Annotated in this window: 12 protein-coding genes and 1 tRNA gene; 1 reads left to right on the forward strand and 12 read right to left on the reverse strand. The window is 63.2% G+C overall.

Going from position 1 to position 14589, the window contains the following annotated elements; genetic code table 11:
- Positions 1 to 546: 546 nt before the first annotated feature.
- The 8 genes from rplT to recJ all read right to left on the reverse strand — a co-directional run bounded on the left by rplT (position 547) and on the right by recJ (position 9851).
- The gene (rplT, locus tag AOBCEHNH_RS07085; RefSeq protein ID WP_006720998.1) at positions 547 to 906 is read right to left on the reverse strand and encodes a 50S ribosomal protein L20; all 360 of its coding nucleotides are present in this window, start codon (positions 904 to 906) and stop codon (positions 547 to 549) included.
- 42 nt (positions 907 to 948) lie between these two features.
- Positions 949 to 1146, reverse strand: a complete 198-nt coding sequence (gene rpmI, locus AOBCEHNH_RS07090; RefSeq protein ID WP_006723875.1) for a 50S ribosomal protein L35 — start codon at positions 1144 to 1146, stop codon at positions 949 to 951.
- Between the two features lie 30 nt (positions 1147 to 1176).
- Positions 1177 to 1764 carry a translation initiation factor IF-3 gene (infC, locus tag AOBCEHNH_RS07095; protein ID WP_006723876.1) on the reverse strand — a complete coding sequence of 196 codons (588 nt, stop codon included), beginning with the start codon at positions 1762 to 1764 and terminating at the stop codon, positions 1177 to 1179.
- Between the two features lie 256 nt (positions 1765 to 2020).
- Positions 2021 to 2106 (reverse strand) — tRNA-Leu (locus tag AOBCEHNH_RS07100).
- Positions 2107 to 2171: 65 nt separating this feature from the next.
- Entirely contained in the window at positions 2172 to 3038 is an 867-nt protein-coding gene (gene fba, locus AOBCEHNH_RS07105; RefSeq protein ID WP_039910719.1) for a class II fructose-1,6-bisphosphate aldolase, read from the reverse strand.
- 115 nt (positions 3039 to 3153) lie between these two features.
- Positions 3154 to 3852: an MBL fold metallo-hydrolase gene (locus tag AOBCEHNH_RS07110; RefSeq protein ID WP_152063723.1), complete on the reverse strand. Its 699-nt coding sequence runs from the start codon at positions 3850 to 3852 to the stop codon at positions 3154 to 3156.
- A 268-nt stretch (positions 3853 to 4120) separates the two neighbouring features.
- On the reverse strand, positions 4121 to 6472 hold the full coding sequence (locus tag AOBCEHNH_RS07115; RefSeq protein WP_152063845.1) for a RelA/SpoT family protein: 2352 nt from the start codon (positions 6470 to 6472) through the stop codon (positions 4121 to 4123).
- Positions 6473 to 6506: 34 nt separating this feature from the next.
- Positions 6507 to 9851, reverse strand: a complete 3345-nt coding sequence (gene recJ, locus AOBCEHNH_RS07120) for a single-stranded-DNA-specific exonuclease RecJ (RefSeq protein WP_152063724.1) — start codon at positions 9849 to 9851, stop codon at positions 6507 to 6509.
- A 188-nt stretch (positions 9852 to 10039) separates the two neighbouring features.
- Here recJ and AOBCEHNH_RS07125 point away from each other — a divergent pair, with 188 nt between their 5' ends.
- Positions 10040 to 11032: a bile acid:sodium symporter family protein gene (locus AOBCEHNH_RS07125; RefSeq protein WP_226803346.1), complete on the forward strand. Its 993-nt coding sequence runs from the start codon at positions 10040 to 10042 to the stop codon at positions 11030 to 11032.
- Here the strand turns inward: AOBCEHNH_RS07125 and AOBCEHNH_RS07130 are convergent.
- From AOBCEHNH_RS07130 to AOBCEHNH_RS07145, 4 genes are all read right to left on the reverse strand, one after another.
- On the reverse strand, positions 11029 to 11706 hold the full coding sequence (locus AOBCEHNH_RS07130; RefSeq protein WP_118271943.1) for a copper homeostasis protein CutC: 678 nt from the start codon (positions 11704 to 11706) through the stop codon (positions 11029 to 11031). The two genes, AOBCEHNH_RS07125 and AOBCEHNH_RS07130, sit on opposite strands and share 4 nt — an antisense overlap.
- A gap of 234 nt (positions 11707 to 11940) precedes the next feature.
- Positions 11941 to 12654: an ABC transporter ATP-binding protein gene (locus tag AOBCEHNH_RS07135; RefSeq protein WP_193221221.1), complete on the reverse strand. Its 714-nt coding sequence runs from the start codon at positions 12652 to 12654 to the stop codon at positions 11941 to 11943.
- A 5-nt stretch (positions 12655 to 12659) separates the two neighbouring features.
- Positions 12660 to 13511 carry an ABC transporter ATP-binding protein gene (locus tag AOBCEHNH_RS07140; protein WP_152063726.1) on the reverse strand — a complete coding sequence of 284 codons (852 nt, stop codon included), beginning with the start codon at positions 13509 to 13511 and terminating at the stop codon, positions 12660 to 12662.
- Positions 13504 to 14586 (reverse strand): branched-chain amino acid ABC transporter permease, encoded by a 1083-nt coding sequence (locus AOBCEHNH_RS07145; protein WP_193221231.1) that lies wholly within the window; start codon positions 14584 to 14586, stop codon positions 13504 to 13506. Before AOBCEHNH_RS07145 ends, AOBCEHNH_RS07140 begins: the two co-directional genes overlap by 8 nt.
- Positions 14587 to 14589 lie beyond the last annotated feature (3 nt).

The raw sequence follows: 14589 nt of genomic DNA on the forward strand, positions 1-14589 counted from the left end.
GGCCTGACTAAGTCAGACCTTACACAACTGTTCTTGAAAAGTACATCACTGCTGACACCTTCTAAATGGTGTCTCCACTTGTTCCGTCTCTTCGCGGTATCCGGTTCTCAAGGTACCCGCCGCGGGTTCCCGGCCTCGTCTTCACTCGGCCACCCGCGCGGCGAAGAGATATATTGCCAGAGTCCAAGACGCTGTGCAGTGAGAATCAGCACTTCACATTTCCTCCATAGATGGCATATTCGACCCTTTATGCAAAGGAAGGCGCTTCAGGCGATCTCTCACCTCATATGGATGACGACCATTCGGTTCTCGTACATATGTGCGGCGGTCATCTGTATGGAACACACACCCTGTTCCGGCCGGGCAACGCCGCGCCCCCGCCTCCCCACGCCGATCCGCCTGGACGCTCGGCAACTTCGCACGAACCCAAGGGAAGAAGGGGCCCGAACTCGGCCTTTCCGGAGGGCTCCGAACCGGCCCGGGGATCGCGAGCGCATATAGGAAAACGGGACGCCCCCCTGCAGGGGCATCCCGTTTGAAGGCGCATTAGGCCTCGAGGGCCTTCTTGGCGATGGCGGCGAGCTCGTTGAAGGACTCGATGTCCTCATAAGCCATCTGAGCGAGGACCTTGCGGTCGAGCTCGATGCCGGCGAGCTTCAGGCCGTGCATGAACTGGGAGTAGGAAATGTCGTTCATGCGAGCAGCAGCGTTGATACGAGTGATCCACAGGGAGCGAATCTCACGCTTCTTGTTGCGACGATCGCGGTACTGGTACTGGAGGGAGTGCTGCACCTGCTCCTTGGCGTACTTATAGGAACGAGATGCCTGACCGTAATAACCCTTTGCACGGTTAAGGACGGTACGACGCTTCTTCTTGGCGTTCACAGCGCGCTTCACACGAGCCATATCTAATCAACTCCTAAATGAGATTACAGCGGTAAATACGGATTAACGGCCGGCGAGGCGGGCGTTGATGACCTTGGCGTCAGCGGCGGCCAGCTCGGCCTCCTGGCGGAAGCCACGCTTGCGCTTGGTGGACTTCTTGGTCAGGATGTGGCTCTTGTAAGCCTTGGCACGCATGATCTTGCCAGTGCCGCTGCGGCGGAAACGCTTCTTGCTGCCGCTGTGGGTCTTCATCTTAGGCATGGAAAACTCCTTCTAATACCTGGTGGTTAACTACTTATCGCTCGGCTCGGCGTCGCCCTCGTTGTCGAAGGCTCCCTTGATCGGGGCGAGCAGCATGAGCATGTTACGGCCTTCCAGCTTGGGCTGGGACTCGACCGTAGCGAACGGTTTGAGGTCCTCTGCGAGGCGCTCGAGCACGTTCAGACCCTGCTCCGGGTGGGCCATCTCGCGGCCGCGGAACATGATGGTGATCTTGACGCGCGCGCCCTTCTTGAGGAAGCGCAGGACGTGACCCTTCTTGGTCTCGTAATCGCCCACATCGATCTTCGGTCGGAACTTCATTTCCTTGACCTCGACCTTGGACTGGTTCTTACGAGCCTGCTTGGCCTTCATGGCCTGCTGGTACTTGAACTTGCCGTAGTCCATGACCTTGCACACGGGAGGCTCGGCGTTGGGCGCGATCTCCACCAAGTCAAGGTTCTGGTCGTCGGCGATGCGCTGCGCATCACGAGTGTCGAACAGACCCAGCTGCGATCCATCGACGCCGATGAGACGGACACGCGGGGCGCGGATCTCATCGTTGATGCGGGTGTCATCAGACTTAGCTATCTCAATACCTCCTTCTTGCAACTCGAACAAAAAACCCGGCCACCTCAACGGTATCCGGGTCTACAGATCTTGGGAGATGTACGCACCGAGGTGCGGACATACATCTTGATTTGTACGACCAGACAGCTACCGATATGGCGCCGAAAGGTGGGGACCCGCAGGTCCCTCTTTCCTGCTGGAAAACCAGCGACTTGTGAATGATAGCACGGAGGTCATTTGCTCCATGGTTTCATCACGAGAATACCGCCTCCCTCGATCTTGCATCAAAGGGATGCGAACGCGCATATGGTGCCCGAGGTGAGAGTCGAACTCACACGCCCTCGCGGGCGGAGGATTTTGAGTCCCCTGCGTCTGCCATTCCGCCACTCGGGCATAAAAAAATGCGCTGGGCTATGGTACCACAGCCCAGCGCGCGCATCAAAGCTGAAATGAATCAGTTACGCCTTGTTGACGGAGCCGAACTCCTCCATGAGCTCCTTGGTGCGAGCCACGATGGCCTCGCGACCGGGCTTGAGCACCTTGCGGGGGTCGAAGCCCTTGCCCTCGAGGTCCTTGCCGGCCTCGATGTACTCACGGGTAGCAGCAGCGAAGACGAGCTGCAGGTCGGTGTTCACGTTGATCTTGGAAACGCCGAGGGAGATGGCCTTCTGAATCTGGTCCACCGGGATGCCAGTGCCGCCGTGGAGAACCAGCGGCAGGTCGCCCACGGCCTCCTTGATGGCAGCAAGAGCGTCGAAGGACAGACCGGCCCAATCCTCGGGGTACACGCCGTGGATGTTGCCGATGCCGCAGGCGAGGAAGTCGACACCGAGAGCGGCGATCTGCTTGCACTGATCGGGGTCGGCGATCTCGCCCTGACCCACGATGCCGTCCTCGACGCCACCGATGCCGCCGACCTCGGCCTCGACGGAGATGCCCTTCTCGTGGGCGATCTTCACGATCTCAGCGGTGCGGTCGAGGTTGATCTGGAAGGTCTCCTCGTGGGAGCCGTCGTACATGACGGAGGTGAAGCCGGCCTCGATGCACTCAAGGCAGTTCTCGTAGGTGCCGTGATCGAGGTGCAGGGCGACCGGGACGGTCACGCCGGTGGCCTCGACGGCGGCCTTCACCATGTCGGCGCAGACCTTGAAGCCGCCCATCCACTTGGCGGCGCCGGCGGAGCACTGGATAATCAGCGGGGACTTGGCCTCCTCGGCGGCCTGGAGGATGGCGAGCGTCCACTCCAGGTTGTTGGTGTTAAACGCGCCGAGGGCGTAGTGACCGGCCTCGGCATCCTTCAGCATCTGAGCTGCATTGACGAGCATATTGGACCTCCCATTGTCCATACTCTGAACGGTAAACGTTTGCATTTTACCACGCGAACGGAGGCGCGGCGTGTTCAAACGAGGTGTAAACCCACCTAAACCGCGGAGATGAGCGCTATCGGTAATGACGCAGACCGCGACGCATGAAGAGATTGCTCTCGAGCTCGCGCTCGATGGTGGTCGTGTCATTGTGGCCGATCAGGCACAGGGTATCCGCGGGCAGGAGCGCTCCGATCTTGCCGAGTGAATCGATAATCTGCTTCTCCGAACCGCCCTCCAGGTCGGTGCGGCCGTGCGCACCGGGGAACAGCGTATCCCCCACAAAGGCAACATTGCCGGTGGCGGCGGCGCAGAAAAGCACAATGCCGCCCGGCGTGTGCCCCGGCGTTGCCACGACCTGCAACTCCACATCGCCAAAGGCAACGACATCTCCCTCGCTAAGCAGGCGATCGGGCACGGGCGGCAGCTCGTGGTCGAAGCCCCACATCTCGCGCATGTCCTCGATGGCACGCCCCATGATCTCCGAATCGGCTTCGGAGATGAGGAACGGGACGTCGCTGCCGAGTGCGCGACGCATGCCGGCGACGCCACCGATATGGTCAGCGTGCCCGTGTGTACAGATAATGGCAGCGACCCGCTTGCCGGGACAGCGATCGGCCAGCACCTCAGCGAGCCTCTCCCCCTCCCAGGCGGGGTCGATGACGACGACCTCATCGTCGCTCACGGCAAAATACGTATTGGTTTGGATGGGACCGTTCGTCACGCAATGGATGGCGAGGCTCCCCTTCCTGTTCATATCAAGCGTCATGTCCATACCGCGCTCTCGTTCACGTCTAATACTCAACAGGGCTCAATTTTACCCATGGCAACTCCGATATTACCTATGGTCACTCGGAGATCGCTTATGGTTTTCCACCATTTGAACCGCTCAAACGGCGAAAACCCATAGGCAATTCATCGCTTCGCATGGCGTTCGGCTGAGGCCGGCGTGACTCAATTTATACCTGACTCAATTTGTACCTGGCCCCATTTGAGACGTGGAGACGGCGCTTCTTTGAGGCACCTGACCCCATTTGAGTCGGTTAGCGGCGGCGCTTCATCGTCTTGCTGCCCTCGCCCGGCATGAGGCGGCGAGCATCGTAGACGCTCTCGACGGCGCCAATTGCGCCGAGGAGCGGGTCGAGGCGGCTCGCGTCGGAGATCTCGATGAGGAAGCGCAGAGTCGCGATTCCCTCGCGATTGGTGGACGTGGCGGCGGAAAGAATGTTGCCGCCGGCGTCGCCGATCGCGATGGTGACGTCCTTGAGCAGGCCCATGCGGTCGATGCACTCGACAACTATCTCGACCTGGAAGAGGGCGTCGGCGCCGTTATCCCAGCTCACGCCAATCATCCGCTCGGGATGCTCCATGAGCCCCTTGACGTTGGGGCAGGTGGCGCGATGGACGGAGACGCCGCGGCCGCGGGTGATGAATCCCACGATGTCATCGCCCGTCACGGGGTTGCAGCAATGCGCGAGGCGCACGAGCATGCTATCGCCCTCCGCCCCCTCGACGAGCACGCCGCTGTTGCCCTTGGAACGCTTGCCCTTGCCGCTACCGCCCGTGCGCGGCGGCTGATGCACCACGCTCGCGATGGCCTCCGCCTTGGCATCGGCGGCGCTCTGGGGCCTGGGGTCGAGAATCGCCTGGACCTTGTTTCCCACGGCTCGCGGCTGGACCTTGCCGGCACCCACCGCTGCAAACAGATCCTCGAGGGACTTGTAATTCATATCGGTGGCGACCGCGTTCAGCGCGCGGGTGGAGCGGGGAGTGGAGATGCCGTAGCCGCGCTTACGCAAATCGCGGGAGAGCATCTCTCGACCAGCCGCGGCATCCTCGTCCTTGGTAGCCGCCGCGAAATACCGACGGATCTTGGACTTGGCGCTCGGCGTCTTGACGATGTTCAGCCAGTCGCGCGAGGGCTTGGCATTCTTGTTGGTGAGGATTTCAACACGGTCGCCCATCGACAGCTCGTGGGTGAGCGGGGCCACGGCGCCGTTGATGATCGCGCCCACGCAATGGTTGCCAACCTCGGTATGGACCGCATAGGCGAAATCGAGCGGAGTGGACCCCACGCGGAGGTTGAGTACCTCGCCCTTGGGGGTGAAGACGTAGATCTCCTGGTCGTACAGCTCGACCTTGAGAGAATGCAGAAACTCCTTCGGATCCTCGATCTCGTCGCTCGCGGCCCAATCGAGACTGCGCTTGAAGGCGTTGATCTGGTCATCCAAGCTCTGGGCGCCGGCGTCCTTGCGAGCGCTCGAACCGCCCGAACGCTTGTAGAGCCAATGCGCGGCGATGCCATATTCGGCCTGCTCGTGCATCTCGTACGTGCGAATCTGAATCTCGAGCGGACGGGCCGTGGGACCGATGACCGTGGTGTGCAGGCTCTGGTAGTTGTTGGCCTTGGGCATGTTGATGTAATCCTTGAAGCGCCCGGGCACGGGCGTCCACAGGGAGTGCGCGGCGCCGAGCGTGGAATAGCAATCGACGACGCTCTTGGTGATCACGCGCAGAGCGACCAGGTCGTAGATCTCGGAGAACTCCTTGCCTTTGCGCTTCATCTTCTGATAGATCGACCAATAGTGCTTGGAGCGGCCCGTGATCTGATAGCCCTCGATACCGGCGCGCTTCAGCTCATCGTCGAGCGCCTTGATGGTCTCGGCCAAGAAGCGCTCGCGGGCCTCACGACTCTCGCTCACCATACGGGCGATGCGCTGGTACGCCTCGGGCTCGAGGTAGAAGAAAGACAGGTCCTCGAGCTCCCACTTGATGGAGCTCATGCCCAAGCGGTCGGCGAGCGGCGCGTAAACGTCCATGGTCTCGCGCGCCTTGAACAAGCGGCGATCGGCGGGCAGCGCCGCCAGGGTACGCATGTTGTGCAGTCGGTCGGCGAGCTTGACGATAACCACGCGGATGTCGCGGCTCATCGCGAGGAACATCTTGCGCAGGTTGAGCGCCTGCTTGCCGTCCATGGTATCGACATCGATGTTGGTGAGCTTGGTCACGCCGTCCACAAGATCGGCGACAGTCGCGCCGAAGAACGCCGTGACGTCCGCGAGCGAGGTGGTGGTGTCCTCGACCGTGTCGTGCAGCAGTGCCGCGCAAGCTACGTCGCAGTCCATCTTGAGCTCGGACAAGATGATGGCCACCTCTACCGGATGGTTGATGTAGGCCTCGCCGCTACGGCGCTTCTGCGCGCAATGCTTCTCGGCGGCGAAACAGTACGCCTGCTCGACGAGGGCGCAATCCTGCTCCCCCATGTACTTGCGCACCAATGAGGCCAGTCGATCGTAGTTGTCCGCCTGGAACTCGGTGGGCAGGTCGTCTGCATGCGCGTAGTGCACCATCTCGGCGCTCGGGCGCAGAGATTCGGCACCCGCCTTGTACTCCATGGCCTTGTCCGGATGGGTCCCTGTGGCCGTCTGCTTATCCATTGACGGCACCCCCCTCGTGTACCTGCGGTGTTATGGGACGGTTGATGCGTGTCAGCATATCATGCGCGGACGCGGAAAGCGCCCAATCGCGGAAGGCGGAGAACTCTCGGCGGGCGTGAAGGCCCTCGAGATACAAAATCGATCGATTCAGGTCGACATGACCGGGGTTCTCGACCATCTCGATGGCCCAGGCATCGTCATCTCCGGTCACACGAGCGAAACCGAGCTCCTCGAAAATGGCCAGGCCGCTGGGCACCGCACGTTCGTCGACGGGCGTGCGGGCGTCGACTGCCAAGCACATCTGCGCGATGTCGAGATCGCTCGCGGGCAGCGGGCCCGTGGGCGCACCACCGCGATGGCGGCGCCACATGGTCTGCAGCGCGCGATACAGCGTCACCAACTCGCGACGATCGGGGGCCGCGGCGTCCAAAAGCCGCTCGTTGATGCGCGCGTCGCGGCCGGAATAGAGCAGGTGGATGCTAGCGGGCGCCCCATCGCGCCCCGCGCGGCCGCTCATCTGATTGAACTCGATATCGCCAAAGGGCATATGGTAGAGGACCACATGGCGGATGTCGGGGATGTTCACTCCCTCGCCAAAGGCGGAGGTGGATACGATGCATGCGAGTTCACCGTCGCGGAAAGCGGCCTCGACGGAGGCGCGCTCGGGCCGTGTGAGCCCCGCATGGTAAAACGCGATGCGAGCGCCCAGCTCGGGCACTCGCCGCCGCAACGTACGGCACAGCGCCTGGGCCTGATCGCGCGAGTTCACGTACACCACGCTCTTCTGCCCCGTGGCAACGATCGACACCAGCCTGTTCTCGCGGCTGGAAAGATCGCGACCATCGTCGAGCTCCAGATTCTCGCGCACGGCGGCGTCCACGACCTGGGCGTCGATGGGCAAAAGACGGCGGATCTCTGCCGCGACCTCGGCCGAGGCGGTCGCAGTCACCGCAAGCACAGTCGGCTCGAGCAGGTCGTGCAGGATCTGGGGCATGTCGAGGTAAGCCGTACGGTCGCCGCCCTTGGCGCCCGCCACATGATGGGCCTCGTCCACAACGACGAACCCGATGCGACGTAACGCGGCGAAGCGCGCGCGATGGATGGAAAGGAACTCGGGCGTGGTGAGGACGATGTCAAGCTTCCCGGCCCCCAATAGGGAGAACGCACGGTCGCGCGCAGCCGTGGGCGTGTCACCCGTGAGGACGCCCACGCGGATTCCGAGGGAGGCGAGCGTCTCCTGCAGGTGATAGGCCTGATCGGTCACAAGCGCGCGGAGCGGGTAGACGAATATGCTCGCGGAGCCGTTGAGTATCGCCTCTCGAACCGCATGGACGTGGAAGATGAGGGACTTACCGCGGCCCGTGCCCATCACGGCGAGCACACCGCGACGCTCTTTGAGAGCGTCGAGCGCGTCCATCTGCGCGCGATGGGGCTCGGCCGGGCCGATGAACGTATGAATGAGGCTGCGCGTGAGCTGCTCGTAGGGAAGACGCGCCAACGCGACGCGGCGATCGACGTCGACCGAAGTCGCGCACGGGCAGGCGCACGCGGGCTTCGAAGCGCGATCCCCCTCCCCCGCCCGCTCTCCGACTCGGACAAGGGCCTCGTCCGCCGAGACGGGCTCCTCACACGAGCGGCACAGGATGTCCTTGACCATGAGCTTGGGCTTCACGCGCCCTTGCCAGCACTCGGCGACCGCCTCGAACACAAGGTCAACCACCGTATCGCAATTCACCAACTGCTCGACCTCGGGCGCCCGGAACATGATCGCCGGCACGCTCGCAGCTCCATCCGTGGCGATGAAGCGCATATGGTCGCCGGTCTTGCCCACGGCAGCGCGGTCGCACATCGTCACACCGCGGGCGGCCAGCAGAGGAACGCGATTTCCCTGGCCGAATGGCTCGAGCATCCCGATCTGGCGGATGGTCTCGATGTCGAGCTCGTCGAGCCCCACCGTGGCGGCAATCTCGCCCCGGTCCTCGAAATCCTCAGCTGGAAGATCGGCCAGCACCGCGTTCAAGCGGTCGCGCAGGGCGTCGAGGTTCTCGACCGCGCAGGTGACGCCCACGGCGCCGGCATGGCCCCCGAAGCGAATGAGCAGGTCGGAGCACTTCTCCACCGCCTCGAACAGGTTGACGCTACCCACCGAGCGGCCCGATCCGCGGGCAACGCCGTCCTCGATGGAGAACAGCAGCGCCGGCACGTGATAACGGTTGACCAGACGGCTCGCGACGATGCCCTTCACACCTTCGTGCCAGCCCTCCCCGCCCACAACGATGGCGCGGCCACCGTCGTACGTGCGCTCGGCGAGCTCCTCGGCCTGGCCGGTGAGCTCGGCCTCGATTGCACGGCGTTGCTGGTTTATCTCCTCGAGCGCAGCGGCGAGGCGGCCGGCCTCCACGGCGTCGCGGGCGAGCAGCAAGTCGAGGGCGAGCGTCGGGTCCGCCATGCGACCGGCTGCATTCAAGCGCGGGATGAGGGAGAAGGACAGCGCATCGGCCGTGATGGTGGACAGGTCGGTCCTGGTGACCGCCGCCAGGGCGATGTAACCGGGACGGGCGGTCGCGCGCATATGCGCGATACCGTCGGCCACGAGGGCGCGATTCTCGGGCGTGAGGCACATCATGTCGCTTACCGTGCCGAGCGCGGCGACCTCCGTATAGGAACGCCAGAGCTGCGGCTGCCCCAGTCGCTCGCCCAGGATCTGGACGAGCTTGAGGGCCACTCCGGCGCCCGCGAGCTCGCGGCTGGGGCTCTCGTCGACCATCTTGGGGTCGGTCACCGGAATGCCCACGGGAACAAGATCGGACGGCTCGTGATGGTCGGTCACCACGATGTCGATCCCGCGGCCGGCAAGCGCCACCACCTCATCACGTGCGGCGATTCCATTGTCCACCGTGATGACGAGGGAAGGCTCACACGCCTCGACCACGCGGTCGAGCGCCTGGGCCGTGAGGCCGTACCCTTCCTCGAAGCGGTGGGGAATGAAGGGGTGCACACATGCGCCGAGCTGGCGCAGGGCCTCGGTCAGCAGGCAAGTCGAGGTGATGCCGTCCACGTCGAAATCGCCGAACACCGCAATGGCCTCGCCGTCGCGCACGGCGCGCTCCACACGGGCGGCCACCTCTGCCATACCGGGGATGATGAGCGGATCGGCCCAATCACGTTCGAGGGAAGGGGTGAGGAAGAGCCTGCCCTCCTCGACGCCGCCGATCCCATGCGCGACCATGATGCGCGCGACCAAAGGCGCGACGCCGAGAGCGGAGGCGAGCCGCTCCTCGAGTTCGGGGTTGTTAGGGGCAATGCACCAGCGGTGCGTGGTGGAAAGCGAAGCCATGCGATCAAATCCTTTGTCGCCCGCTACGGCGGGCATGCACGTTGAACGAATCAAAGTATACACGTGCGTTCCGACAAGAATCTCACCCGCTCGGCGAACGCGCCGCAGCGGCCGGCGCGGAACCCGTAACGAAACGGCAATGCGCGCGGGGTATGCTGGGTGCCCAAAGACCAAATGAGGAGGTCGGCATGGAAGCATGGAAGCAGCTTGGAGGATTCATCGGGGCGAACATGCCCGTCATCGTCGTGGGATGCGTCGCCACGGGCGTGCTGTTCCCACGCGAGCTTGCCTGGCTCAAACCGCTCGTCCCGGCTCTCTTCGCCTTCATGACGTTTCAAGGATCCCTCGGCAACACCTTGGGTCAACTCGGCGAGGTACTCCGCCATCCGGCGCCACTGCTCGCCATCCTCGGCGTGTCCCTCGTCGCCATGCCCGCCCTCGCGTTCCTCCTGTCGAGCGCGATCTTCGCCGGCAACACCAACATCGTCACCGGGATTTTGATCGAGTACAGCGTTCCCATAGGAATCGTCAGCTTCATGTGGGTGGGCATGTTCTCGGGCAACACCGCCCTCGCTCTGACGGCGATCCTCGTCTCCACCCTGGTGTCGCCAATCACCATCCCGCTCACGCTTAAGCTGCTCATGGGAGCAAGCATCGATGTCGATGCGCCGGCCATGATGTTCGACATGACGCTCATGATCGCGGCGCCGGCGCTCGTCGGCATGATCGTGAACGACCTCACGAGAGGCTGGGGACGCGACGTGCTCTCGCCCGCCGCCGCCCCGCTCTCCAAAATATTCCTCGTGCTCATCATCACGTCGAACTCGACGGCCATGAGCGAGTACGTTTTGCACATGACCTGGACGCGACTGGGCGTCGCGCTGTTCATCCTGTTGTTCGCGCTGAGCGGCTTTGGCTGGGGCGCGCTCGTAGCCCGGGTCCTGCGCGTGAACGCGCCCACGGCCGTGACAATGAGCTTCGATTGCGGCCTGCGCAACATCTCGTCGGGCGCCGTGATCGCCACGCGTTATTTCCCGGGGGAGGTCGTGTTCCCCGTCATGTGCGGGACTTTGTTCCAGCAGCTGCTGGCGTCGTTGGTGGGACGCGCCATGACTCGCGCGGTCGGGCGGAGGGACGCACCGCAGGGACAAAAGGGCCGATGCGACGAGGGACGCGGCTAGAGGACGACGATCTTGGTGCCGTGCAGCTCATCGACGCCCAGGGCACACGCGACCTGCTCCGCGTTCTTTGCGGTAATACCGCCGCCGGGCAGGATCGTGAGTCGATCGCCCGCATGGGCGATCAGGGCGCGGAGGTGCTCGTAGTTGTCCTCGATGGGCGTGTTGGCCGGACCGCCATGCGTGAGGATGTGGTCGACCCCGAGCTCCGCCAGCGCATCGATCGCGGTGAGCTGCTCGGCCTCATCGAGCGCATCGAACGCCATGTGGAACGTGATACCGAGTTCGCGGCCGCGCATCTCGCCCACACCCTGAGTGACCTTGACGAGGCGGCCGGTGGCATCGAGGTCGAGTTCGAAGCCCTTGCCCTTGGAGCGGCGCTTGAGGCAACCGAGGACGACGCCGTCGACGCCGTTGGCACCCGCGTAGCGGATGTCGGTCTCCATCGCCCTCATCTCCGCCTTGGAATAATCGAAGTTGCCGCGACGGGGACGGATGATCACACGGAGCTCGGCCCCCTCGTGCTCACGCACGATGCGCACGGCCTGCTCGATCACGCCGGCGGACGGTGTGGTGCCGCCCTGGGCGAGGTTGTCGCACAGCTCGATGCGATCGGCACCGGCGCGCAGGGCCGCCTCGATATTGGTGAAGTTCTCGGCGCAATATTCGAACAGCATAAGGTCTCCCCAAAGTAGAAACGTTTGCCCCCAGGATAGCGCACGCCCCCGCGTCGCGATCGGGAACAGGCGCAAATTGCGACATTGGACGTACTCCGATTCGCGCTGATTCCCAAATAACGCGCGCTCCCGTGCGGCGGCGACGCATGAAAATGCGCGCCTCCCGCCGGATGGCATTGCGGGAGGCGCGCTGAGGCAAGGACGCTCGTCTCGGATACGGATCCGAGGCAAACGTCAGCCACCGAGATAAGCGCGACGGACGTCGTCGTTGTGCAAGAGCTCCTCGCCCGTGCCGGAGAGCGTGACCTTGCCCGTCTCCATCACATAGGCGCGGGTGGCGATCGAAAGCGCCATCTGGGCATTCTGCTCGACGAGCAGAATCGTCGTACCCGCCTCGTGCAACTCCTTCACGATCTGGAAGATCTGCTCGATGAGAATGGGTGCCAGGCCCATGGAGGGCTCGTCGAGCATGAGCAGATGGGGGCTGCTCATAAGGGCGCGACCCATGGCGAGCATCTGCTGCTCGCCGCCGGACAGCGTACCGGCCACCTGCTTACGACGCTCCTTCAGGCGTGGGAAATGCGCGTAAACGCGCTCCAGGCCGGGGGCGATCTCGGCGTTGGGGCGCGTATAGGCGCCCATTTCGAGATTCTCCTCGACGGTCATCTGGGCGAAGACACGGCGCCCCTCCGGGACGTGCGCCAAGCCGCGAGACACGAGCTTGTCGGCGGGGGTGCGCATGATATCCTCGCCCATGAATTCAATAGAACCGGTGTTGGAGCGCAAAAGGCCGGAGACGGTCTTCAGCGTAGTGGACTTGCCGGCGCCGTTCGCGCCGATGAGCGCCACGATCTCACCGTCGAACACCCGGAAAGAAACGTCCTTGATGGCATGGATCGCGCCGTAATATACGTTGATGTCCTCGACGTTCAGAATGCAATCGGCCATGGCCCTTACGCCTCCTTCCGCTTGCCGAGATACGCCTCGATGACGGTCTCGTTGTTCTGGATCTCCTCGGCGGTGCCCTTAGCGATCACCTTGCCGAAATTGAGCACGCAGATGCCCTCGCAGATATTCATGACGAGGTTCATGTCGTGCTCGATGAGCATGATCGCGATGTTGAAGGTGTCGCGGATCTTGACGATGTTCTCCATGAGCTCGACTGTCTCGGACGGGTTCATGCCGGCGGCGGGCTCATCGAGCAACAACAGACTCGGGTTGGTCGCAAGTGCGCGAACGATCTCCAAGCGGCGCTGAGCACCGTAGGGCAGGCTACCGGCTTGATGGTCGGCGAGGTCCTGCATGTCGAAGATCGACAGCAGCTCCAGCGCACGCTCGTGCGCCTCGCGCTCGCGCCTCCAATACGCAGGCGCGCGCAGGATGCCCGAGAGCGTGGAGTACGCCTCGGTGTTGTGCAAACCGACCTTTACATTTTCCTCCACCGTCATGGTGTCGAACAGGCGGATATTCTGAAACGTACGGGCGATGCCCATGCGGTTGACCTGGTGGACCGTCTTGCCGCTCGTGTCGTTACCGTTGAGCAGAATCGTCCCGCGCGTGGGCGCATACACTTTGGTGAGCAGGTTGAACACCGTGGTCTTGCCTGCGCCGTTGGGTCCGATAAGGCCAGCGATCTCGGTCTTGCCGATGGTGAGGTTGAAGTCGTCGACCGCCTTCAGACCGCCGAAGTCGATACCGAGATGCAGGGCCTCCAGGACGGGGGTGGAGTCGACGTCGCGCTCGGGCACGATGGAATGGCTCGGCACCGGCACCATCTTGCCACGTTCAAACTCGAATTTAGACATCGGCGCCCACCTCCTTCTCACGCGATGTGAGCCGCGCCTTGAGGCGCCCCACGGCCCCCTTGATCGCATCGTTGTTCGACACGATCATGACCAGGATGAGCACGACCGCGTAGACGAGCATGCGGTAATCGGAGAACTGGCGCAGGGCCTCGGGCAGGATGGTGAGCGCCACGGCGGCCACGATCGACCCGCGCATGTTTCCCAAGCCGCCCAGGACCACGAACACCAGGATCAGAATCGAGGTGTTGAAATCGAACTTAGTGGCAGACAGCTGTGAAAAGCCGTTGCCGAACAGGGCGCCGGCGGCTCCCGCGAGCGCGGCGGACACCACAAAGGCGATCATGCGGTACTTGGTAGTCGAGATGCCCACGCTCTCGGCGGCGATGCGGTTATCGCGCACGGCCATGATGGCGCGGCCGGTACGGCTGCGTACCAGGTTGAGCACAACGACGAGGGCGACCATGACGAGCAGGAAACCGGCGATGAACGTGGAGATAGTCTCCACACCCGAGGCACCCTGGGCGCCCTTGATGATCGCGGTGCCTCCCTCGGAGAGGTTGAGATCGCTCACCGAGAGGCTGCCCGTGAGATTGAACAGCACGTGCAAACCGCGCTCGTCCACACCCACGATCAGGCACGTGACGATCTCCTTGATGATCTCACCGAACGCAAGCGTCACGATGGCGAGGTAGTCGCCCGACAGACGCAAGACGGGAATCCCGATGACGAACCCCGCCAGCGCAGCCGACGCGGCACCGACGATCATGGCGATGACCAGACGCAGGCCATCATCGGGGACGGCCTCCGTCAGGCTCATGGCCGCGACGATGCCGGTGTACGCACCGACGCTCATAAAGCCCGCATGCCCGAGCGACAGGTCGCCGGCAACGCCGACCACCAGATTGAGCGAGAGCGCCATGACGACATAGGAGCAGATCGGCACGAGCTGGCCCACGATCATGCGGGGGATCATGCGGTTCGCCTGCAGGAAGTAAACGGCGACGAAAGCGACGATCACGAGCGTGTACGTGATGAGGTCCCGGCGGGTCCTCTTGTTTTGCAAGCACTTCATCATGGT

Source organism: Collinsella intestinalis (assembly GCF_902501455.1).
Lineage (GTDB): Bacteria > Actinomycetota > Coriobacteriia > Coriobacteriales > Coriobacteriaceae > Collinsella > Collinsella intestinalis.